This is a genomic window from Mycoplasma sp. AC157 (genome assembly GCF_054343415.1).
Map to the genome: position 1 here is coordinate 1 of NZ_JBTGVE010000015.1, position 24,775 is coordinate 24,775.

Annotated in this window: 15 protein-coding genes; 11 read left to right on the plus strand and 4 right to left on the minus strand. The window is 24.8% G+C overall.

All coding sequences use genetic code 4. The annotated features are described in order from the left end of the window. From ACXX84_RS02850 to ACXX84_RS02860, 3 genes are all read left to right on the plus strand, one after another. On the plus strand, positions 1-511 hold a 511-nt coding region (locus ACXX84_RS02850; RefSeq protein ID WP_458572868.1), incomplete at its 5' end, for a DUF4116 domain-containing protein. A 1-nt stretch (position 512) separates the two neighbouring features. Then, positions 513-1,565 (plus strand): DUF4116 domain-containing protein, encoded by a 1,053-nt coding sequence (locus ACXX84_RS02855; protein ID WP_458572869.1) that lies wholly within the window; start codon positions 513-515, stop codon positions 1,563-1,565. A gap of 3 nt (positions 1,566-1,568) precedes the next feature. Beyond that, complete coding sequence (locus tag ACXX84_RS02860) at positions 1,569-4,532, plus strand: GmrSD restriction endonuclease domain-containing protein (protein WP_458572870.1); 2,964 nt, start codon at positions 1,569-1,571, stop codon at positions 4,530-4,532. Between the two features lie 28 nt (positions 4,533-4,560). Here ACXX84_RS02860 and ACXX84_RS02865 read toward each other — a convergent pair whose 3' ends face one another. The 3 genes from ACXX84_RS02865 to ACXX84_RS02875 are packed head-to-tail and all read right to left on the minus strand — an operon-like array spanning position 4,561 to position 7,695. Then, positions 4,561-5,352: an MAGa3780 family membrane protein gene (locus tag ACXX84_RS02865; RefSeq protein ID WP_458561062.1), complete on the minus strand. Its 792-nt coding sequence runs from the start codon at positions 5,350-5,352 to the stop codon at positions 4,561-4,563. Positions 5,353-5,361: 9 nt separating this feature from the next. Continuing rightward, entirely contained in the window at positions 5,362-6,054 is a 693-nt protein-coding gene (plsY, locus tag ACXX84_RS02870; protein ID WP_458572871.1) for a glycerol-3-phosphate 1-O-acyltransferase PlsY, read from the minus strand. 12 nt (positions 6,055-6,066) lie between these two features. Beyond that, entirely contained in the window at positions 6,067-7,695 is a 1,629-nt protein-coding gene (locus ACXX84_RS02875) for a potassium transporter TrkG (RefSeq protein WP_458557548.1), read from the minus strand. Between the two features lie 74 nt (positions 7,696-7,769). Between ACXX84_RS02875 and ACXX84_RS02880 the strand changes: the two genes are divergently transcribed. Beyond that, positions 7,770-8,447 (plus strand): potassium channel family protein, encoded by a 678-nt coding sequence (locus ACXX84_RS02880; protein WP_458557547.1) that lies wholly within the window; start codon positions 7,770-7,772, stop codon positions 8,445-8,447. Between the two features lie 65 nt (positions 8,448-8,512). Here ACXX84_RS02880 and ACXX84_RS02885 read toward each other — a convergent pair whose 3' ends face one another. Continuing rightward, entirely contained in the window at positions 8,513-9,331 is an 819-nt protein-coding gene (locus tag ACXX84_RS02885; protein ID WP_436359185.1) for a Cof-type HAD-IIB family hydrolase, read from the minus strand. Positions 9,332-9,718: 387 nt separating this feature from the next. Between ACXX84_RS02885 and ACXX84_RS02890 the strand changes: the two genes are divergently transcribed. The 7 genes from ACXX84_RS02890 to ACXX84_RS02920 are packed head-to-tail and all read left to right on the plus strand — an operon-like array spanning position 9,719 to position 24,655. After that, positions 9,719-15,088, plus strand: coding sequence for a PDxFFG protein (locus tag ACXX84_RS02890; RefSeq protein WP_458572872.1), 5,370 nt, complete (start codon positions 9,719-9,721; stop codon positions 15,086-15,088). A 12-nt stretch (positions 15,089-15,100) separates the two neighbouring features. Further along, positions 15,101-18,154, plus strand: a complete 3,054-nt coding sequence (locus tag ACXX84_RS02895; protein WP_458572873.1) for an ABC transporter substrate-binding protein — start codon at positions 15,101-15,103, stop codon at positions 18,152-18,154. Positions 18,155-18,157: 3 nt separating this feature from the next. Continuing rightward, positions 18,158-19,213, plus strand: a complete 1,056-nt coding sequence (locus tag ACXX84_RS02900) for an ABC transporter permease (protein ID WP_458559544.1) — start codon at positions 18,158-18,160, stop codon at positions 19,211-19,213. Position 19,214: 1 nt separating this feature from the next. Then, on the plus strand, positions 19,215-20,243 hold the full coding sequence (locus tag ACXX84_RS02905; RefSeq protein ID WP_458560417.1) for an ABC transporter permease: 1,029 nt from the start codon (positions 19,215-19,217) through the stop codon (positions 20,241-20,243). A 10-nt stretch (positions 20,244-20,253) separates the two neighbouring features. After that, complete coding sequence (locus ACXX84_RS02910; protein WP_458560416.1) at positions 20,254-21,477, plus strand: ABC transporter ATP-binding protein; 1,224 nt, start codon at positions 20,254-20,256, stop codon at positions 21,475-21,477. Continuing rightward, positions 21,455-22,795 carry an ABC transporter ATP-binding protein gene (locus ACXX84_RS02915; RefSeq protein WP_458572874.1) on the plus strand — a complete coding sequence of 447 codons (1,341 nt, stop codon included), beginning with the start codon at positions 21,455-21,457 and terminating at the stop codon, positions 22,793-22,795. Before ACXX84_RS02910 ends, ACXX84_RS02915 begins: the two co-directional genes overlap by 23 nt. Positions 22,796-22,798: 3 nt before the next feature. Further along, a complete protein-coding gene (locus tag ACXX84_RS02920) occupies positions 22,799-24,655 on the plus strand; it encodes a hypothetical protein (RefSeq protein WP_436359175.1) in 1,857 nt (618 codons plus the stop codon). The last annotated feature ends 120 nt before the right edge of the window (positions 24,656-24,775 follow it).

Here is a 24,775-nt window from a genome sequence, read left to right on the forward strand (position 1 = left end):
ACAAGATGCTCACGCATTAAAATATGCTTGTGATAACTTCAAAAACGATAAAGAAGTAGTACTAGAAGCAATTAAACAAGATGCTCACGCATTAAAATATGCTTGTGATAACTTCAAAAACGATAAAGAAATAGTTTTAGAAGCTGTTAAAAAAGATGGTCTTGCGTTAAAATATGCTTCTAAAGAATTAAAAGATAATAGAGAAGTTGTTTTAGAAGCTACTAAAGACTATTGAAAAGCTTTTGAATACGCTTCAGAAGAATTGAAAAAAGAATTAAAAAATAATAAAGAGTTAGTGATTTTACCTTCTATTAAAGATAATGCAACAAATTTTGAAACAATTCCAAATGAATTAAAAACCAACAAAGAATTTGTTTTACAAGCATTAGAATTAAATCCTTATATTTTCCCTTCTATACCTGTAGAGTTAAAAAACGATCTAGAAATTAAAAAATTAATTAAACAAAAATTACAAAGTATTTCACTAAATACTTATAAAAAAGAGGACTAATATGAATACTATAGATTTTAAAAAAGAAAAAGAAAGATTAAAAGAATTAGGTATACAATTAAAAAATGAAAATGCTTTAACTGATAAAGAATTTGTTTTAGAAGCAATTAAAACTAATTCCTTTTATTTTTCTTTATTATCTTCTGATATAAAAGACAATGAAGAATTCATTTTATCATCACTAGATGAATATATGGAAGCAATCTTTCTTTTTATTTCAGATAGATTAAAAAATAATAAAGAGTTTATTTTAAATTTATTAAAAAAAGATGTTTTGTCTATTGAAGTAATTCCAAATCATTTTAAAAACAATAAAGAAGTAATGCTGCAAGCAGTAAAACTAAATGGAATTAATTTATATGCTGCTTCACAAGAAATTAAGCATGATAAAGAAATAATTTTAGAAGCTATTAAAAATAACGAACAAGCATTTAAATATATACCTTATTGTTTGAGAAACAATAAAGAATTTATGCTTGAATTAGTTTCAAAATATGGTTATCATGCCTTACAATATACTTCAGATAACTTAAAAAATAATAAAGCATTTATTTTAGAAGAAGTAAAAAAACATTGATTAAATATTAAATATGCTTCAGATAAACTCAAAAATGATAAAGAAATAATACTAGAAGCTATTAACAATAATTGATTTGCTCTTGAATATGCTTCAGATGAGTTAAAAAATGATGAAGATGTTATCAATGCAGCTATTGATAATGGAATGAAATATTTAAATCTTGCTTCAAAAAGAATAAGAAATAATAAACAAATAGTTAAAAAAGCAATCACAGACAAATTCTGAATTGAAATAGAAAATAAAAACATAATTGAAGTATTATCTAAATTTTATGAATATGCAACCATTATTTATTTTCTAGATTCAGAATTAATACATAATAAAGATTTTATGTTAGAACTAATTGCATTAAATCCATTAATTTTTAACTTTGTTCTGCCTCAATTTAAAAATGATGAACATTTTATAAAAGAAGTAAAAAAGATTTGCTCAAAAAGAAAAGATTTATTAACGATTCTATTTGGAGATAATTAAAATATGGAAGACAATAAAATTGAATTTTTATCAAACTGATCTCTTGAGGGTGGAGAAAAAACTTTACTAAAAAACCTTTATTTATTTTTTAAAAAACTATGAGAATGACAAGTCACGGAAGAAGATATTTTAGTTATTGAAAAAAATATATATAAAGAAAACTCAAAACAAAAATTTTATATCGAAGGAATTGCAGATAAACAACTTTTTAACAAAAGAAAAAACAAAAACTCTAATGATAAAAATATTTATGGAGAATACACTTTTAAAAAATATGTATATCCATTAATTGCTTTGAAAATGATTCAATTACTAGAAAAACAAGAAGAAAATGTTCAAAAATATAAAATTAATTCTAAATTATTAAAATCAATTGAAGAAAAAGAATTTAAAAATTATATAAATGATTTAATTGCTCAAAATAATGAACCAAGAGATAAGGATGATTTTTCTTTAAGATTTTGAAATACCATTATTAAAGAGCAAAATGATAAAGGATCAACAATTTTAAAAGACTTTTTAGAACAATTAAAGTCTAGTAACTCTATAATCGAAACGAATACAAGTGAAAAAAACAAAAATACAGTTCAAGAAATAAATTGAATAAATATTAATCTATCACAAGAAGAATATAAGGAATATTTTAATAAAGAAAAAGAAAAACAAATTTTTAATAATGCTACTACAAATTTAAAAGCTAATAAAGCAGGAGAAGTAATATTTGTTGACTCACAAAAAATAAGAATTAAAAGTAGTGATAAAACAAATGAAATTATTGATTACAACTTAAGAAATTTTGAAAGATCTAACCAAGGAACTATTATTATTCAAACACCGATAGTTAAAGTAGGAGATAAAGTTGAAGAAGGACAATTGATTTGTGTTAGTAAATTTGATAATGATTTAAAAGAAAAAGGTATTTTTTCAGAAGTTGTTAGTATAAGAAATTATTTACATTTTTATTCAGATAAAAATATAAATATTCCTATATTTCAAAGAAATTTTTCATGATATTCAGAAAATATAGAAGCTTTACTAAAAGAAATAGATAATAAAAAAAATGAAGAAAATATTTCTTGAATTTTTAAAGTTTTTCTAAATAATGTAGTTATAACCCAAACTGAGAATGAGACAAAAAACTTTAGTTATAATATCATTGATGGTCAACAACGAACTATTACATTTTATTTAATTTTCATAGCTTTTGCTAAATTTTATTTATATAAAAAAGAAAAAGAAAGAAATAAAAAAAATAAATTATTTTTTTCTTTCTTAAAAATAAATAATTTAGATTATAATGATATAAAAGAAGAACAAATGAAATTTTTAAAACAAATATTTGAATGAAATTTTAAAAATGATTCAAAAATATCTAGTAAACTTTATCATTTTAAAGAATCATTCAAATTTATTTGTGATTTTATAAATAAAAAATATGAAAATTGTGATATAGAACAAATTGAAAATATAATAAATTTCTTTTTAGATTCTGTATCAATAAATTTAACTGTAATCAAATTAAATGATCTAAATGAAGCAAATAAAATCTTTAAAAATATTAATTTATATACAAAACCTTTAGAAATTTTAGATTTATTAAAAAACCAAATTTATTTAAATCTAAAAAAGAAAAATTCAAATTTAAAAATAATTGATAATTTTTTAAACCTTTATGATAAAACTTGAAATATTTATTTTAGAGACAAAAATAAAATTGAAAATAAAGTAACTGAATTGTTTGATGTATTTTTATATTGTTTATCAATTTATTATAATAATGATTTTGATAATCCTAATAAGAAGAATTTGAATATTTTAGATACTCAAGAAAAAGTATTTTCTGAAATTTTAGATAGTATAATGAAAGAAAATAATAAAAAATTAATTTATCTATTATTAGAAGATTTTCTTATTTTTGATTTTATAAATTATAATAAAAAATGAAATGATGAAAAAATAAAAAAAGAAAAATTACCTGATTCAATTGATGAAAATCCTAACTCAAAGTATCAAGAAATTTTAAAGAAATTTAATGATTCATCAGTTAATTTTTTTAAATATATAAAAGAACAAATAAGACACATAACAGCAAATTCAAGAGTTTTTATATATCCTATATTCATTATTATTAAACATAATAATATATTTGATAATAAAGATAAAGGAAAATTAGTTAGTGAATTATTATATAAACTTGAAAAAATTTCTCTAAATTGAAAATGATTTTCAACTATTCATACTAAAAGAGAATATATTCTAGATTTTACAAATGATTTAAATAATATGTTTTATGAAAAGAAAAAAGATATCCTTTCTGAATTTAAAGAAATTTTAAAAAAACATTTTGGTGAGACAGGAAAAATAAATATTTTAGATTTTTCAAAATTAAATAATTTAACTAAATTTGAATCAGAATTTTTAAATAAAGGGTGAAATAATAGTAATGATGCAAAAACAACTATTTTAAGAAGAATAATGGCTCATTTTTATAATGATATGAAAACAATATATGAATATAAAAAAGATAAATCTAAAAATGATGAATTTATAGACTTTGATAAAAATTATTCTTATGAACATGCTTTACCACAAAAGTTAGATAACACAATTAATGAAGAAATAAAGAATCAATGAGAAGTAGAAAATAATTATGATGATATTCAATCAAAAATCGGTAATGGAATACTTTTAACAAGAGAACAAAATTCTTCTTTAAGCAACAAATTTATTAAAAAAGATCCAAAAACATTAAATCTAGAAATAGCAAATAGTAATTATAGTTATTATGGTTATCCAAAAGAAAATAAAAACTTTTTCACTGCTGGTGAAAAAATATATGAAAATTTGAATAACCCCCAAAAAGCAAAAGAAATTATTGAAGAACGAACCAAACAAATATTTAAAATTTATTTTGATATATTCAATGAAGAAAGTGATAATAAAGAAATAGAAAACTCACTAGATTAGTAGTGAGTTTTCTTTATTGAATTTTTAATTAGTTATTAGTTTTATAACTTTTATCCTTTATTTTTCTTTTTAAATCCTTTAAATAGCAGTTGTTTTTGTTATAAGAAATTCTGTATACTGCTTTTCAAAATAAACCTAAAGTCATTGGAATAAATAAAGCAATAATAAACATTAATATATCTAAAAATATTACTACTGCAATCTTTCCACCTTTATAAAAGAAAGGTTTAGTGAAATTTAAGAAAGTATATATAACTACTCCATCATTATATTCTTTTGCATAATATGCATATGAAGCAAAATATAAGATAAAAGCAAATAAGAAGTAACCAAAAACATATAATGAAGTATGGAATAAAAGTTTATTGTCAATAGTTAATGATTTTCTTATTAAAAATAAAGCAATAAAACCAAGAATTGGATTAATTAAATGGGTAATTAATGAAACAATGCTTCCATATACATTAGTTCAATCATTAGTATAGGAAATTAGTGCTCAGTAAATTATAAAAGTAATGGTAATTAAAGTTGTTGCTGCAAATAATCATCTTTTAATTTTAGTACTTTTTCTATTTGCTGCTAAAAGAATTAAAACTACTCCTAATAAGAAATTACTTTGATATGTAAAGTAAATTAAAGAACTTGCATTTTTAAAAATTACTTGCATTTTTATTGCTTTTCCTACCTGTGCAACTGATGGACTAAATTTTGCCATTTCAATAATTAAAAAAATTGTTGAAGTTAATAGAATAAAAAGCCCCATTATTAAAAAGGGTAAACTTTTTGAACTAATCATGTTTTTTAAATAATGTTTTTTCATTATTCTCCTTTATTTTTTAAATTTAAATTTATTTTCGTTTTTGTTAATAAGTCTTTTGATATTAGACTTATGTGAATAAATAACAAAAATATGGGAAATCAAGATTATTAATGGATTTATTCAATATAAATCTGGATATATTTTTCAGTTAAATCAAGATAACTGTCCAAGAGCAAATCAAGGAATAAAAGATAAACCTATTAAGACTAGTGGAACAAAAATTGAACCAACTGAAATATATTTTGTAAAATAAACAACTGTTATAAAAATAATTACACCAATTGCTACAATTACTAAATTATAACCAAAGAATAAACCAAGTAAGCTTGCTGCTCCTTTTCCACCTTTAAATTTAAAAAAGATTGGCCATATATGACCAATAATCACTCCTAAACCCGCTATTTGCGGAATTAAGTATTTAAGTGATGTATCATAAATTGGTGAGTTTTGAATTTGTGAATGTATTATTCAAGCAATTATTACTGTTATATAAGCTTTGAATATGTCAAAAATAAAGATTGGAAGTGCTATTTTAGCTCCATAAACTCTTAAGGCGTTTGTAGAACCTGCATTTTTAGAACCTCTATCGCGAATATCTTCTTTTCTTTTTGTCCTGCTAAAAATAATCGAAATGTTCACAGAACCAATTATATAACCGATAATTAAAGCAATAAAATTAGTTATGATGATGTTAAATGTCATTATACCTCCTTGTTATCCAATTGTAACATCTTCTTCAATATATTCATATTTTGAAAACTTGTGATTGTGACTTCCTCAAATCAAAATTGTGGAAGATATTCCAAGTTGCCCTACAAACATAATGAATATTAAAGCAATTTTACTAATGGAATTTAAATGACTTGTAATTCCTGTAGACAATCCTGTTGTTCCAAAGGCTGAAGTGATTTCAAAAAGAACATTAATAACTCCATATGTTCTTCCTGAACTTTCACTTACAGCAGTACTTATGGTTGTGTTGTCTCATGGAATTTTACCACCAAATGTATTAAATGATGTTGTTAAAAATAAAAAAACTATTAAATTAAGCAAAATTGAAATAATTAATACCACAGAAGATTGATTTACAGTTTCATCTTTTATTTTTCTTTTAAACATATGAGTGGAATTTTTCCCACGCATTTTGGAAATTAAATTTAATAAAATAATTGCAAGTGTTGTTGAACGAATTCCCCCACCTGTTGAAGAAGGTGCAGCTCCAATAAACATCAAGATAGAAAGAATTCCAAGTGATGTATCAGTTAAATTATAAAGATCAAATGTAGCATATCCTGCACTTCTTGTAGAAAAAGAAGTGAAGATAATTGCAAAAACTTTATCAAAGTGTGTTCCATAACTATAACCTATTGTACTTGTTTTCCCCCAATAAGTAGGATCGGATTGACTAAGATTTCAAAAACTTGATTGATCTTTGCTTAGAAGTTCAAAACAAAGCACAAGCGCAACTCCGATGATTGCAACAGCAAAATAAGTTACTAAAGAAATTTTTGAAAATAAAGAGAATTTGTGTCTTTTTCTTTTGGTGATAAGACAATAAAAGTATTTATAAAAATCATAAACAACTGGATAACCAATTCCACCAATAATAAATAATAGTAGTAATCATACTTGTAAAAGATGATTGCTATAATAAGGCGCAAGTGAGTTATCACCAATAATATCAAATCCTGCGTTATTTAAAGCGGTTATAGAGTGAAATATCGCAAATCTTAAAGATAAATTAAAGTTATGATAAGGATTATTGAATTCTGTATCTATAGCAAAATCGCCTTTGCTATAATAAAAAAGAAAAGTTAATCCAAAGGAAGAAATTACTAAAACAGTAAACATTATTGTTACAGAAACTAAAATTACCTTTTTAATATCTCCCATATTATTAGAACTTCTTTCTAAAGCAAGCACATCTCTTGAAAAGATTCCAAGCTTGAGTCCAAAAATATAATTAAAGATATAGACTTTAATAGCAAAAACCCCAATTCCCCCTATTAAAATCAAAATTGCAATTACAGCTTGCCCAAACATCGTTCACGTGCTATGAGTTGCTTTAGTTACAAGTCCTGTATCACTAAAAGCGGATGCTGAAGTAAATAAAGCATCTACATAGGAAACAGAACCAGGTTCTGTTTGCGAAACGTTTCAATACAATAATAATGAACCAGTAATGGTTATTATTATGTAAATAAGAAATAAGTACCTAATTTTTCCAACTTTTTTGTTGAATTTAGATCTTAAATTCCCAAGAGCATTTCACAAATGGATTCATTTAAATTTATTCAATTTTTTTGTTTTTTTTGAAAAAATTCTTTTATTGTTTCTTTTCATATTATTTTATTTTATAATAATAATTACAAAAATAGTAAAATTATTTTAATTTAAAATTACATTTAAGGAGAAAAATGAGAAAAAATAACGGAATTTGTGTAATTGGTGCTGGAAGATTTGGTCAATCTGTTATCACACAACTTTCAAAATTAAATAAAGAAGTTATTGCAATTGATAGAGAAGAAAGAAATTTAATTTCCATAAAAGATTACACTGTAGCTAACTATGTTGCTGATGCAGCTGATTTAAAAGCTTTAGAAGCTCTTGGAGTTGGAAACATCGATACAGTCATTGTGGCTTTATCAGAAAATATTGAAATAATTGCAGCACTTTTAGAACTAAAAGTGAAAAATATTATTGCAAGAGCTAATAGTCATAGACATGCTCGTGTTCTACAAAAAATCGGTATTCAAATGATTATTAGACCAGAAGAAGAAGCGGGAGTTAGAACAGCTTTATTTGCTACAAATAAAAGTTTTATCAAATATACTAATGACTTGCAAGAATTAGGGGATGGATATGTTGTTGGTTCTGCTGTTTTAACTGCTGATAGCTACCATGGTTTAACTTTAAAGAAAACTAATTTCACTGCATTAAACGTAATTGCAGTTATGGTTAAAAGAAAAAATAATTCTTATTTACCGGATGGAAATTTTAAATTATTAAAAGAAGATTTAATTACTTTTATTGGTAAAATTGATGATGTCACAAGAGTTTTTGAAATGATTTCAAGTCAGGAAGAAAATAAATAATTCTTAGTAATAAAAAAACCGTTTATCTGCTTAAAATAGGCATAAACGGTTTTTAATCCAAAAAATTAAGAGTTTGAATTATTTTTGGATTTAACTCTATCCATATAATCTCTAAGTGCTAATCCTACTCCATTTTGCATACAAGTTGCTGTGTAAAATTTAGATTTTTCTCTTGTTTGATCAGTTCCATTTTCCATTGCATAGGAAAAATCGCTAATTTCTAACATTGACCAGTCGTTAGGACTATCTCCGATTGTCATTGCATTTTTAACATCTTCATCATAGAGATTTTGACTAAATCATTTAGCTGCATTACCTTTGGAAGAACCAAAGTTTGTGATTTCTAAATGATTTTTTCTCATAAATACAACATTAATAGGTAAGTTTTTGATTTCATTATAGATTACTAAAATGTCATTTTCATTTCCAAAAACTTCAATTTTAACAACATTTTTTTCACTTTGAGAACTATTAATAACTTGATCTCTTGAATATAAAGAATAGTCATAACTGTAGTTATATTCTTCTTTAGAATTAAAACTAAAATAGTTTTTATCGTTTCAAAAATTTACTTGTGCATTATATTTTTTTGCTAAATTGAAAATTTTTTCTTGTATTTCAATAGGAAAAGGATTTAAATAAATATATTTTTTTTCTTTGTTGTCGAAAATTCCTGCTCCATTTGAAGTAATTAAATATCTTATTGATAATTCATCTGCAAGATTTTGATGTCTTTCAAAAGCTGGATTTCCTGTTGAAATAACAAATTCTCCCCCGTTTTTAATAAATTTTAAAATATCATCTTTAGTTTCTGATGAAACTTTAAAGTCTCTTCCATAGATGGTTCCATCTACGTCTGAATAACAAATCATTTTCTTTATCATACTTTTCAATTATATACTTTTTATGCTTTTAAATTCAAGATATATAAAACTTTTTTATTTTTTTGAATTATTAATTATTTTTATTTTATAAGAAATTTTCCTAAAAACTTGGAAAATTGTAAAAAAAGTGTATAATTTAACATATTAATATAAAAGAAAGGAATTTATCATGAATAAACGTTCATTAAAAACTATTGCGATGAAAAAAGTATTTTTTGGTAAAAAAAATACTAATGTTTATTTATATGGTTAATTTCTGTAAAAATATTATTAATGAATTTATAATACACATAATTTTAAATTAAATATTAATAAAATCTTTATTAGAAATTAGGGTTCTGATTTTTAATAAAGATTTTATTTTTTAGAAAAAGAAAGAGAGAGAAAATGTTAAAAAAGAAATTGAGTTTAACTGCTAAAGTATTAATTTCTGCTGGAATTATTGTAGGAGGTTCAACGGCTGCAATCGGTGGTGTTTTTCTGCACAGTTATCTTTCAGATGAAGTAAATGGATCTAATTCTAATTTAAGCAAAGAAGATTTAAAAAATGATTATTCAAAAATTTATGATGAAAATAGGAATTTAAAACCTATTTTAGCAATCAAAGATCCTTTAAAGAAAAAAGACGTTGCATTTTTAAATGAAAACGGAACAGAATTTTGATTTAAAGAAAATCCAAAAGAAAAATACGATTTTGATACATTTTTTAAAAAATACTATCAAAAATATGAAGAAAGCTTTATTTTAGAAGTTAAATATGGTTCATTTAGTTTTTATGATGAATACGTTTTAGCAGTGCAACCAGAGCAGTTTATTGAATTTACAAAATGATTCTTCAAAAATGTATCTTGAGGGCCTGATTTAGTTACTCTTGAAAGTTTTAGATTAGTTCCGGGAGTAGAACAAAATGGTAATGCTATTACTTTAGGTTCCCATACTACTTTAAATAAAGAAGTTAGTGAAATTAAATTTTTCCCTGATGCATTTTTTGGTTCAATGCCTTTATATTCAGAACTTTCAGGTTCAGGAAATGCTTCTGATTCTCTAACTTATTTAGCATTTAGAAATCTTGAAAATAAAAAGACAGTTGATACCTTTTTACAAAGCATACCTTTAGCAAGTGCTATTAAAAATTCAATTGCTCATAATGCTAACGATAACGCCTTTCTCTCTTTAAATATTCCTTCTAAATTAAAAGATAAAGAGTTTTTAGCGTATATAAATCGTGAAGAAGGTGAAAACGGAAGAGGAACCTTACTTTTTGATAAAGATATTAGTGAACAGCAATTTAAAGAATTACTTAAAAAGCACTCTTTAGAAAAGGAAAATATTTCTTTTTCAGCTCTTGAAAAAGTTCAAATATCAACTATTTCTTCTGAATTAAATGATAGCAATCCAATTTTAGCTTTAGGTTTAAAAGTGCTAAATTCATCTAAAAATGAAGTTGTAAACTTTAGAATGTCAGAAGGAGAAATTAGCAATAAATGACTTTTAACTTATGAATTATTAAAAGAAACTATTGATTCTCAAATTGTACACTTTTTAGATTTTTATGACGTAAAAGCATATGAAAATAAAAAACTTTATAAATTTATAAATGCAGGAAAAACCTTTTTCTATAAAAATAAAATAGAAGCATTAAATAATAATGATGCACTTAAAAATTATGCTTCTTTAAGTGATGAAATTAAAAGTAACTTAAAAGAATATACAGTTAAAAAATTAGAAGTTATTGATGGAAAATTACACATTACTTTAAGTAATAATAACCAAGATGAAACTCTAATTTATGAATCTAAAAATATGTCAGATGCTGCTCATGAACAATTTATTGAATTTAAAGAAGCAATTGGTTATCAAGGTTCAATTAATCCTATTACCATTTCATACGGTCCAGAAAATTTAGGACTAAAAGATGAAAATGGTAAAGAATTAAAAGGAATGGATTCAAGAAATTACCAAGTTTATTATGAAACTTATAATGGATTAATTGAAAAAGTAACTAAAAAATATCCACACTTATTAAAAAGACAATTTGGACCACATATACAGAAAAAACTGAATGAAAAAGGATATTATGAATATTCTCTTACTGATGGAGAATATTACGGATTACAACACACTGATAGAATCGGTTTACCTTTAGTTTTAGGTGCTACTATTGAAAACTTTAAAGGTATTTCCATTGACTTTTTAAAATACGTAACAGCCCATGAATACGGACACCATTTTACTTTAGAGCAAAATCAAGCTTTAAATAATAATGAAAATGCTTTAATTGTTGGTGGATTATCAACAAGAGGTGGAATTAACATTTCTTCATACTATTCATACAAAGGTTTAGAAAATTACTTACTTGCAAGAACTAATTTATCTATAGAAAGAGTAAATGCATTAGGAAAACCTTCTGCAAAAGGTGAATATGTAAGATTTAAATACTTACAAAAAGATGGTGTAGAACATTTAGAAACTGATGATGAAATTTGAGGAGATGCAAATCCAAAAGCAAGTATTTTTGAAGTAGCAAAAAATACCAAAAGAAGATTTTTACAAACTTTTGAAGGTCTTATGGAAGCTGCTAAAGAAAGAAAAGTTGATCTTAAAGATTTATTTTTAGCTAATTCCTTTGATGAAAATTCAGGAACTTTAAACCCATTTATTACAGGAAACACCAAAGCATTTGCTAAAAAAGAAACTGATGTTAATGGAACTAAAAAACAAGTATATAAATTAGAAGAAATTTCTCTAAAAAATATTCTTAGCGAACTTAAAGATGGTAAAGGGAAAAAACTTTCAGAAATAGTAACTTTAAATGCTGCAGAAACTGATTTTACTTTAGAAGTTGTTAAATTAGAAGAAGTGAAAGAAAACAATCAAACTATCACTTATGCAAGAGAAATTAAAATGTTTAACAATGATGGTTCTCCTGTTATTAATGTTCCTTTAAACGAACCACTTGATAAAGCTACATTAGACTTTATAACAGCAAAAACACAGGAAATTAAAACAGCGATTGAAAATGCAGTAATTAGAAGATTCTCTCAAAGTGGATGAAATGATTTAAGTTCTTCACTTGGTGGAGTTGTTTCTCCAAATCTTAGAAATGTTTTAAATGCATATGATACTGATAATATTGCAAATAACATTATTAACAGAAGTGCAAATGATGAACTAAATCCTGAATACAACGTAGTAACAGCTGAAAATAACCCAAGAAAAGCAAAAGAATACTTTGCTTTAAATAGTTCAGATTCACTTGCAAACCAAATTAAAGACACTTTAAAAGGAGCAAAAGCTTTTGTTGATTTAATTAATTCAAATCGTGGTTATGAAGGACAATTAACCAATGTTTTAAGTTTTGTTACTAAAAATGGAGACAATTATTCCGGTGATGTTCGTTTCACTTTCCCGAATGTAGCAAGAGCAGAATCAAGATTTTTAACAAGTGTTTATACAAGTAATATTGAATCTAACTTAAAAAACACTCTTGAACGATTTGAACTTAATCTTGAAGGAAAATTACAAGTTAATCCTTTAATGGTTTTTGCAAGAGAAGGAACAAGAATTTTAGGTTCAACCAATATATTACAAAGTGCTGATTTTGTCTTTATAAACGATCAAAATAAAGTATCAGATCACGTTGCTATCAATGATGCTTTTACTAAAAATAATGATGCTGAATTAGCTAAATTAATAACAAAAATTGGATTTAATACTAAAGATAACATTTTTGATGACAAAAGAAACGGAATTTCCCTTTATGAAGCATTCAATTCTTCATTAGAAAAACTAAACATTTCTACAACTGCAACTGAATATAATACTGTTGTATTTAATAACTTTAAAAACTTCTTTGAATTTGCTTCATTAGATTATTCCAAAGCAACTTTAGTTTCTGTAACTAAAGATGTTGCAACAGGCAAAGAAAGTGCAGTATTTAACTGAAATATTGATTATGTTAAAACTAAATTTGATCTAAATAAATTTAAAGAAGAATTACTAAAAAGTTCTGCTGAAAGTGCTAAAACAAAAGAAATGATTCAAAATGGCGATGATCAAGTAATTGCTAATGAAATGATGTTTAGATTTAGAAAAAGTCATTACTTTTTAGCAATTAAAGACTTTAATCCACTAACTGAATTAGAACAAAATAAAGCTATTTTTTCAGAAAAATACGGAATTTCCTTTTTAAGTTCTTCATTTAAAACAGGTCTTGTTTATGATTTAAGTAAATATTCAAAAGATGAACAATATATAAAATATGATGCAAATAAATTGCAAACAATTTTAAAAGAATACGTTACTAAAATTTTAGGTAAACGAGAAAATATTGATCAAATATTAGCTAATGTTAATTCTCAAGATTTATATTTACTTGTAGGAAATATTATAACTTGAAATAACAATGGACTAATCAATCAAATAACTTTAGGTGATGTCATCTTTAATGAATTCAATAGCGGGCAACCAAGTTCTGATGTTCTTAACTATAATCTTTCCAGAGTTGAAGCATCTATTGGTGATAAATTTACAGATTATATTTACAACATTGCTGAAACTTTAACAAGAGATTATGTACAAACAACTTATGTTCCAAGTTTTAAAGATTTTGGTAATCTACCTGGATATTTGAGTAATTTAAATGAAGCAACTACTGGTTTAGACTATATTGTCGATGCAACTAAATTAAAAATTTGAAATGACAGAAAAAATAATTTTAACAACTCTTCTTCAAGTATTACTCAAGCTGGGAGATCATTAAAATTCGAAGAATATTTACCAAAAACAAAAGATACTTATGTTGAAATTTCAAATCAAATAGATAGATTAAAAGATTTGGCTAAGTCTTTTGTAGAACAAATTTTAATAATAGCAACAACTTACACAGGAGATAAAGAAGAAGAAGGTAAAAAATTAATAGAAAAATTAAGAGAACAAATTAACAAAATTAATGAGCAAAATAGTGACTTAACAAATAAAAGATTCAAAAAAGTTATTGACATTAAAAACAAAGTTTATGGTTCATACATTTCTAGAACTACCTTCTCACCAAGAAATGAAGATAGAACTTCTTCTTATTTTGGAAGATTCATTACAAGAAATAATGGATATTTCAAAGATACAGTTGAAAAAGAAAAAATTGGTTTAGAGTTATATGATGAAAATAGAAATGAAATAGTGGATGATTCAATTAGATTAAAAGACTTTGATGGAAATAAAATTAATACAAGAGCAAAAGCATTCTTTGTCTCTCAAATTTTAAACTACGGAGTAGGAAGTAGAAACATTTCAGGATTATTTAGAAATAAAGAAAAAGATGCTGTTGTTCTTTATGGTTTTGTAAAAAATGAAAAAGCAAATAAAATCAAAAAAATTAGATTTACTGATGTTATTACAAAAGAAATTAAATATCTAGATGTTAATTTTAAAGATACAAATAATTTATTTTATTTATCAAAACAAGGTGATGAAAGTTCCAAAGTTACTTTAGCAGACTTAGGTTACTCTTCATGAGTTTCAGACTATGCAATTATGGCTAAATATCGTGATACCTTACTAAAACCAAAACACAAATATTTTGTGGAATTTGTTGATGAAAATAACGAATTTGTGGAAGAATTATCACTTGGTGATTTAGAAGTAATTTCTGAAAACGGAAAAACAGATACACAATCTTCAATAAAAATTTATAAAGATAAAACAAAAGAAAATAAAGCAATAATAGATATTGACTTCCAGTTCAATATAACAGGATAATAAAGGAGAAATATGAGAAAAAAATTTAATAAGAATCTATTAATTTCAGGTTTAGTTTTATCATCAACTTTAAGTTTATCTATTATTTCTTGTTCAACAAATAATGAAAATCAACATTCTTCAACAGTAAGTAAGAAAAATTATGACTTTGGTTTAGCAACTGAACCAATTAACAACTTAAACTACATTAGATATAAATCAATGGACAAAATTTTACCTGCTTTAATTGATCCTTTTGTTAAATCAGGACCTACTTCTAGTTTGAAGTCAATTATTCGTGTTAATGATTTTAATATGGTTATGATTGATACAAGTAACACTAAAGATGCTAATGGTAATGATTCCAATAATTTCAACGATTTCTTTAAAAATAAAGGAGAATTAGAGCAAACTGATGGTTATGGAAGAGTTACTGGATCATTTTTAAGATTAGCTGACTTTGGGTTTGTTGGTGGTCTTGGTAAAGGATCTTTAGGTGATTTAAGAAGAGGTGCATCAATTTATGGTTTTAGAAGTCCTAAAAACTCAAATAACTATTTCGCTTTTACAGGATCTTTAAACAATAAACAAAATTTATGAAGTAATAAGGATGTTATAAATGCTCAAGATTTAAGAGACTATCTAGAATATATTTTAGACTTAAACACCGGTTCACAAAGACTAGATCAAGTTAAAAAATATGGTTTTAGAAGTGCTGAAAGATTTATTAACGCTCAAAAAGACTATTTACAAAAGTTTAATGAGAATTATAAAAATCCTTGAGGTCGTAGAAAATACATTTTAAACGATAAAAAGGAATGAATTCAAGATCCAAATCAAAAAGTTTGAGAATCTCAAGTCAAAAACGAAAATGGCGAACCTTTAGATACAAAAGAAATTGAAGAAATTAAAGCAGCTGCTCTTGATTTTGGATTTTACACAGGTCAATTATTTTTAGATTATACTAACGAAGAAATTGAAAAAAACTTAGAACACAATCCTTCTTTCTTTATTCCAAATAAAGATAAAAAAGATAATCAAACTTTTAAAATTTTAGTAGATGCAAATGCAACTAAAGAAGCAGATAAGTTTAAAACAGTGACTTTAGTAGCAAATCCTTTTGTTAATCCTTATCAAGAATTTTCACTTTCAGATAACAAAATAAAAACTAAATATAATCAAGTTGCAAATAGTGAAAACAGTTTTACTGCAATTTTTGATGAAAATAAAACTCCCAACTTAAGTTATTTACTTCAAAATATTTTTATGAATTTATATCCAGCAAATAGAAAATATATTGAAACTGTTGCTGGTGGAATTGATAAATTCGGTTCAGATACTAAACAATTTTTAACAAGCGGACCTTTTAATATGAATAAAGATGATATTATTTTAGGACCACAAGGACAAATAGTTTTAGAAAAAAATAAAGACTATTATGATGCTAAAAACACCATTACTAATAAAATAAAAATTTATTTTTCAACTGATAGAAATACTAATGCAACCTTTTTTGAAGATGGTTATGTTTCACAAACATACATTCCAGCTTCCAAAATCAATAAGTATTGATCAAATGAAGAATATAAACAATATTTAAATAAAAATCAAGGTTATGGAACAATTGCTTTTGGATTCAACTTAGATAATGAAACAAATGCATCTAGTTACATTCAAGATCAAGATTTAAGAAATGCAATTTATTATGCTGTAAATAGAGAAGATGCAATTAAATTTGTTGGATGAGATTTCTCTTTCCCTGTAAATACTTGAACTTCCTATGGACAATACAGAACTTTTGATGGAAAAAACATTGAAACTTACTTTAGTGATTTAAATTCAAAAGCTAAAAACAAAAAAGAATTTAACCTTTTAAATTATGACTTTTTAGTGCATTTATCAAAAGGTTACACCTTTGAAAAAACTGTTAGAGGCGATCTTGCTTATGACGTTAATACAGCAAAATACTATATAGAACGTTTTAAAGCAAAACATCCAAATCTACAAAAAGTGTACTTAACATTTTTAAATAACTCATCAGATGAACAGAAAAAAGCAGGTTTATTTTTAAAAGAATCTTTAAACAAAGCATTCAATGGTTATGTAGATTTAGAAATTAAAAGTCTTCCTGAAAACACCTTCACTTCCTTTATAGAAGAAGGTAAATATGACATAATTTATCAAAATTATGACAAAATCGGTGGAAGTGGTGCTCAAGATTATGTTTCTGTATTCTTCTTTACTGATGAAATTGATTCTATATCACAAAAAAATATTGCTTTTAAAGACAATCCAGTTGGTTCATACACTTATGCAGAATACATAGCTGATTTAGTATTAGAAAAATCCGATTATAAAGGAAATAATAGAGAAAAAATTACACAAGCTTTAAATTTATATCTTCAAAAAATTCAACAATATATTAATAATAACATTAGTGAAGAATTTAATAAATTAAAAAATAAAGATTCCATTAGCAATTTAGAAATTTCTAGTTTTAGCAATAAATATGCAGAACAAGTTGCTAAAGATTTAGAAAAATTAGAACATAAAAGCGTTTATAATGTTAAATTTGCTAAAAATGCTTTAGAATACTTTTTAACTAGAAATGAAAATATTAAATATGGAAGATTAAAAAGAATGTACATTAATTTAATAACTAATGAAATGATAGTTGAACAAATTGCTAAGTTAACTAATGATACAAAAACTAGACTTGCTTTCAATCAAAGTATTGATATTTCTAAAGTTAAATTTGATTTTTGAAACAAATTTATAGAACTTGCTTTACAAACAAATACAGAAAACAGAAGTACTTATTCAGATAGAATTGCTGCATTCTTTTCAGGAAACTTTACAACCGATGAACTACATCAAGGATGAACACAAGAATACGTTTATGTTTTCATAGGAGAATTAGAAAAAATAATAAGAGATGGTGCTTTTGTAGTTCCGCTAATGGAAGTTGATACTAACTGAGAAATTACCAAAATTGCAGGAGTTAGTTCACTATACACCTTTGCTTTACAATATGCTTATGACTATACTAATCCACCAATTGCTGGATTACCAAGAAAGAGAGACTAAAATATGGAATTTATAAAGAAAAAAGAAAATAATAAAACTGTTTATTATGATGATAATTTAGTTTATTTTACTCACAGTAGAAATAAAAAACTAACATTAAAAGATAAACTTTTAGCAATTGATTCTCCTTTTTTAAAAACTTTATGAAGATTTTTAAAAATCATATTAGAGTTTTTTATCATTGGTTTAATAGTTATAACAATCACTTTCTTTTTAATAAACGCTGTTCCAGGTTCTAATACTTTAACAGCAGGACTTGATGAATCAGCAAGAAAAACAGTTGAAATTAAATATGGACTCAATTTACCAATTTGACAAAGATATTTCAATTATTTAGGTGGAATTTTTAAAGGTGATTTTGGAATTTCACTTTCACTGTTCCCAGGTCAAGAAATAAATTCCTTTATTTGAGAAAGATTCTATAAATCCTTTTTAGTTGGTATTTTTTCAGTCTTTCTAACTGTTTCTATTGGTATTTCTATAGGAATTTGAGTTGGAAAAAATCCAGGAGGAATTTTAGATAATGTTTCAACCATATTAGTAAGTATTTTCTCTTCTGTTCCTTCAATTATCTTTGCATTAATTTTAGTATTTTTAGGAAGACTAGTTCATTTACCTTACATCTTTGATCACAAAGATTTATTAACATACGTCTTACCAGGACTTGCATTATCGCTTGGAAGCATTATTGTTTATATCAAATACATAAGAACTGAACTTAATAGGGAATTAAATTCAGTGCATGCAAAATTTGCTTATTTAAAAGGGTTATCTAAAAGTCGTTTTGTGTGAAAACACGCACTAAAACCTTCTTTATTCCCAATTGCAACATTCTTCCCTGCTGTTATTTTCGGTTCATTTATTGGAAGTGTGTTTATCGAACAAATCTTCTTTATTTCTGGTTCTGGAGCAACTTTACTACAAGCCATTCAAACTAAAGATTATAATGTTATTTTATTCTTGATTATTATTTTCTCTTTCTTAACAATTATTTCTTATGCTACTCGTGATATTTTATACGAAGTAATTGATCCAAGAATAAGAAGAAAGGGAGCGTAGAATGTCGCTTTTTAGTAAAATTAAACAAAAAATCAATAATAAAAATAATAAAGTAAAAGAAATGGATCAAATTGATAGAGAGTCATTAAAAATGGCTCCCAATCCAGTTTTAAAACCATTTGAATATAAAGCTTGAAAACTTATTGGAAAAGCTTTTGAATATCACACAGATTCACAATTAAAACCACAAACTAAAAAATTTAAAGAATTTGTTTATCGTTATTCTAACAACTCATCTGGAGTTTTAGGATTTATGATTATTTTTATCTTAATCATCTTAGCTCTTATTTTACCTTTTACCACATTAGATCCTAATTTTAGTGATGTTAATAATAGATCATTAACCTTTAATCAAACAGATTCAGAAGGAATTTACCACTTTTTTGGAACAGATAATCTTGGAAGAGATTACTGAGCAAGATTATGACATGGTTTAAGATATTCTCTATTATTAGCTCTTGTTGTAACTTTTATTGAAGTTATAATAGGATTAACTTTTGGAATAATGATGGGACAATTTGACAAATTTGATAAGTTTCTAACTTTTGTAATTAAGATTTTATCTGTTGTTCCAACAATCTTAATCTTAATTTTAATTACTATTGTTGCTAAACCTACTTTTTGAGTTATTGCACTTTCACTTTCTTTAACTTCATGAACAGGAATGGCAAACCAAATTAGAGCTCAAGTAAAAAGAGCAAAAAACTTTGAATGAGTTTCAGCTTCTAAAGTTTTAGGAACTCCTACTTATAAAATATTATTAAATTATATACCAGTGATTTTACCAATTTTAATTACACAACTTGTATTTACAATTCCTGGAGTTGTTTTATCAGAAACTTCATTATCATTTATTGGTCTTGCTATTGAAGATATTCCAACACTTGGAAACTTAATATCTGATGGTCAAAAAGATTTCCCTAATTATTTAAGATATGTTTTTGTACCTTCAACTTTCTTAATTTTAATTACCACAAGTGTGCAATTAATCGGTTCAAGTATTCAAGACTCTTTAAGAAGACAAAGATAGGAAAAACAGTATGCAAAAGAATTTAAAAATCCTTCGTTCAAGATTAAAAAGAAAGAAAAATAAACTTAAAAGAAAAGTAAAATTATTCTTTAAAAACAAAAAAAATAAGAGTCAATTTGATTTTAATAAAATCTCTAAAAATGTAAAATATCAATCTTTTAAAGATGGTAAACAACTTAAAATTGCTGCTGAAATTAATAATATTCATCTATCATTTTTAAACCCAGCAAGACCTGGAGAAAAAAATAAGGTTTTAAGAGGAACTTCACTAAAAATTTATGAAGGAAAAGTTCATGCAATCATTGGTGAATCAGGTTCTGGTAAATCAGTAATCACATCATTATTATACGGATTACCAGGAAATAACGCTGTTATTGATTCAGGTGAAATCAAGTTATATAACAACAATGTTGAAAAATTCTCTCTTAAAGACTGAGAAAAATCTCACTTTAGAGGCAGAATTGTTTCAGCTGTATTTCAAAACCCAATGTCTACTTTAAATCCAACTATGAAAGTTGGAGCACAAATTATGGAAGGTATGCTTTTAAATAAAATTGTTAAAAACAAAAAAGAAGCTTACCAAAGAGCTGTTGAGTTCTTAAAATTAACAAAAATTAATGATCCAGAAGCAGTTATGAAATTATATCCACATGAAATGTCAGGTGGAATGGTGCAAAGAGTTGTAATTGCTGCTATTGTTGCACTTGAACCTAAAATTTTAGTAATGGATGAACCAACAACCGCACTGGATCCAACAGTACAAGCTTTAGTGCTTGATGTTATCAAAAACTTACAAGAAAAACTAAAATTAGCAATTGTGTTTATAACTCACGATCTAGGTGTTGTTGCTTCCATTGCTGATTATATTTCTATTATGTATGCAGGTCAAATTATTGAAGAAGGACTTGCCACAGAAATTCTTAAATACCCACAACATCCTTATACTTGAGGATTAATTCTCAGTATGCCTGATTTAAACAAAGGAGAAAGACTTGCTACTATTCGTGGAAGCGTTCCTTCTAATTTAAACAATATTAAAGGAGATGCTTTTGCAATTAGAAATGATTATGCTTTAGCAAGAGACTTTGAAGTAGAACCTGATTTTTACTTTGTTTCTGAAACTCATAGAGTTAAATCAGCACTTTTAGACAAAAATGCTCCAAAATACAATCCACCAAAAACTATTTTAAAAATATGAAAGGATTTTTTAAATGAAAACAAACAACAATCATAGTGAATCAGTATATACCATTAAGAAAAACCCTTTTGTAAAATCTAAAGTAGTTAGAAAGAATTTAAAAGGATTAGAAGATATGTTATCTCCAAAACATAACGAAGAAATCCTTTTAAAAATGCGTAATGTTGACATTACTTACGGAAGTGGTTCTAAAGCATTTCGTGCTGTTTCAGACATAAATTTAAACATTTATAAAGGTGAAGTACTTGGACTTGTAGGTGAATCTGGTTCTGGTAAAAGTACAATCGGAAAATCTTTAGTAGGTCTTGTTCCTTATTCTTTTGGACAAATTACTTTATTAGATAAAGTTTTACCTAAAAAAATGCAAAAAGGATTCAAAGTCGGTAAAGCTTTAAAAAACTATAAAGAAATAGAAAACTTTTTAGTTAATAAAGTACAAATGATCTTCCAAGATCCAGCTAACTCCTTAAATCCCCATGTTACTGTTGAAAAAGTAGTGTCAGAAGGATTAATCAACGCTAAAAACGCTAAAGAAATTTATTTACTTAACTTTGATCAAGATGTTAAAAAAGAAATTTATGCTTTATTAAAATCTAAAAATTCTGCTTCTTTAAAAGAATATTTACTTTTTGAAAAAGAATTAGATTTAAACATTTTAGAAAATTCATCTTTAGCTTTTGATTTTCTTTATAACCAATTAGCTACTAAATTAAATAACAATAACGATCTTGAAGTTTTAGAAAAATTGAACTTTTATAAAACAGAAAGAGAGGAGAAAAACAAAATTTCAGAAAAAGATGCAAGAAGTGAACTTGTTAAAGAAATTTTAAAATCAGTAGGACTTGATGACTCTGTTTTACCAAGATACCCATTAGAGTTTAGTGGTGGACAACAACAAAGAATTGGAATTTCAAGAGCTGTAGTTTTACGACCACAATTACTTGTAGCAGATGAACCAATTTCTGCTTTAGACGTTTCGATTCAAGCACAAGTGGTTAACATCTTTAACGACTTGAAAGATAAATATAATTTAACCATTCTTTTCATTGCTCATGACTTAAGAATGGTAGAGTATATCTCTGACCGTATTGCTGTAATGAATAAAGGTAGAATTCTTGAAATTGGTAAAACCGAAGAAATAATGAATAAATCATTACACCCTTATACCAAAAGTTTATTAGATGCTGTTCCTTCAATTGAAGGTAAAAAAGGAAGTCTAATAGGATATGTATATGATATTAATATGCATAATTATTCTGAAACTAATCAACCAGAATGAATTAAAATAAATGACGATCACTATGTTCTTGGAACAGAAGAAGAGATCGAAAATTGAAAAAAAGGAATATATTAAAATATGAAACAACAACAAAATAAAAAGAAGAAATTACTTTTATTAAGTGCTCTAACAACCATTTCTTCTTTACCTGTTCTTTCTTTTTTATCATGTAATGTTGAAAAAAAAGAACCAGTAAAAGAAAATGAAGAACTATCTAATAAGAAAAATGAAGAAAAGTTAAAATTAGATATTTTATCAGAAGAAGATAAATTAAAATTTACTAAAAAAATAGAAGATTCAAAAACAATTGATGAATTAAATGAAATTTCAAATGAAATTCAAAATAAAATTTCTGAAATCACAGAAGAATTTTATAAAAATCTAAGAACTGATATTGATGAAAAAATTTCTGACATTATAAAGAAAAATGAATTAACAATCAATTCTTTATCCAATAAAGATAATTATTCAAAATTAAAAGAAATTGAAAAAGAAATTAAAGAATACTTGCAAGGTTTAAAATCAGAAATAGAAACAAAATGAATATCCATTTTAAGTGAACAAGAACAAAAAACTAAAAAAGAAGAATTAACTTCTTTAACAAATGAAGAAAAAATAATAGATTTCAGAACAAAACTAATTGCTACAATTGATAAAGAAAACGAAAATACTAAATATCCAGAAAAAAAATCAGAATTTACTAATAAAATTAATTCTTTTAAATTAGAAAAAAGAAAAACTAAATGAAAAGAAGATTTAACTAAAATTAAAAAATATTCAGAAACTTTTGATTTTGAAATTTTATTAAATGAAGAATATGAAAAAGATTTATTAGAATTTAAAGAAAGAAATGAAATTTTATTTAGTTTATTTTTAGATTTTTTACAAAATGATTCAGATAAAGATATCTATAAAGCAAAAATTTCTAATTCTTCAACAGGCGAAGAAATATCTAAAGTAATAGAACAAATTAAATCTTCATTAACAAAAACAGATGAAGCAGTTATTAATAAATTTAAAGAATTAGTTTCTACTTGAATTGAAACAATAGATAAAGAATCTATTAAAAAAACATTAAAAACAGAAAAAGAAAAAGCTACAACTTTTGAAAAATTAGATTTACTCTTAAATAAAGTTATTGAAGAATATCAAATAGAGTTAATTAGTGTAAAAAATACAGTTAATTCTAGATTAAAAACATTAAATAGATATGATTCTGAAAAATCAAAAGAATTTGAAACAGAATCTCAAAAAATAGCAAAAGATAAAAAACAATTAAGTGTTCTGGCTCAAAATATCTTAATTGAATTTAAAAAATATAAACCATATATTGAATTACAAAAATATTCTAACGAAGAAGAAAGTAGCAAATTTCCCGATAAAAAAGAAATTAAAGAATTATTTTACTATAGTGCCAAAAAATATCCAAATGGTTTCTTTTCAATATCTCCAAGACCATCTACTAAAGTCACAACTTCTACAGAATTCAAAAAAGGCGAGTACAAAGTAGAAACATATAGAACTGGAAAAATAAAAGAATATATTAATTCTGGATTACCAGTTATGGATAGAACTTATACATTAACTAGTGAAGATAAAGCAATAAAAAATAAAATTTTTGAATTAAAAAGTAAAATATTAGATGAATTTTATACATTAAATTCTAATTTTTTAGGTTCAAAAGAATACTTTTTAAAAACAGATATATCCATTGGATTGAAGGTAAAAATTTCAAGATTACTTTATACAATAGATAAAGCATTAATTGATGGATATTTTTATTCAGAAGTTTATGAAGCTTTAAGTGGAGAAACATTAGATGGTGAAGTTCTTAAGAAATCAAAAGATAGAAAAGCTGAATTAGAAAAAAATATTCCTGCTGATTTATCAGAATTAAAATCAGAATACGAAGGTACTAAAAAACTAAATCCTTAATAAAAGATAATCGCATTCAATGCGATTATTTTATTTAATTCAATAATTAAACATAAAATTACTATCACTTGAGAACAGGACGTTATGGGGAATATATATGCTTTTGGAAAGACAGGCGGA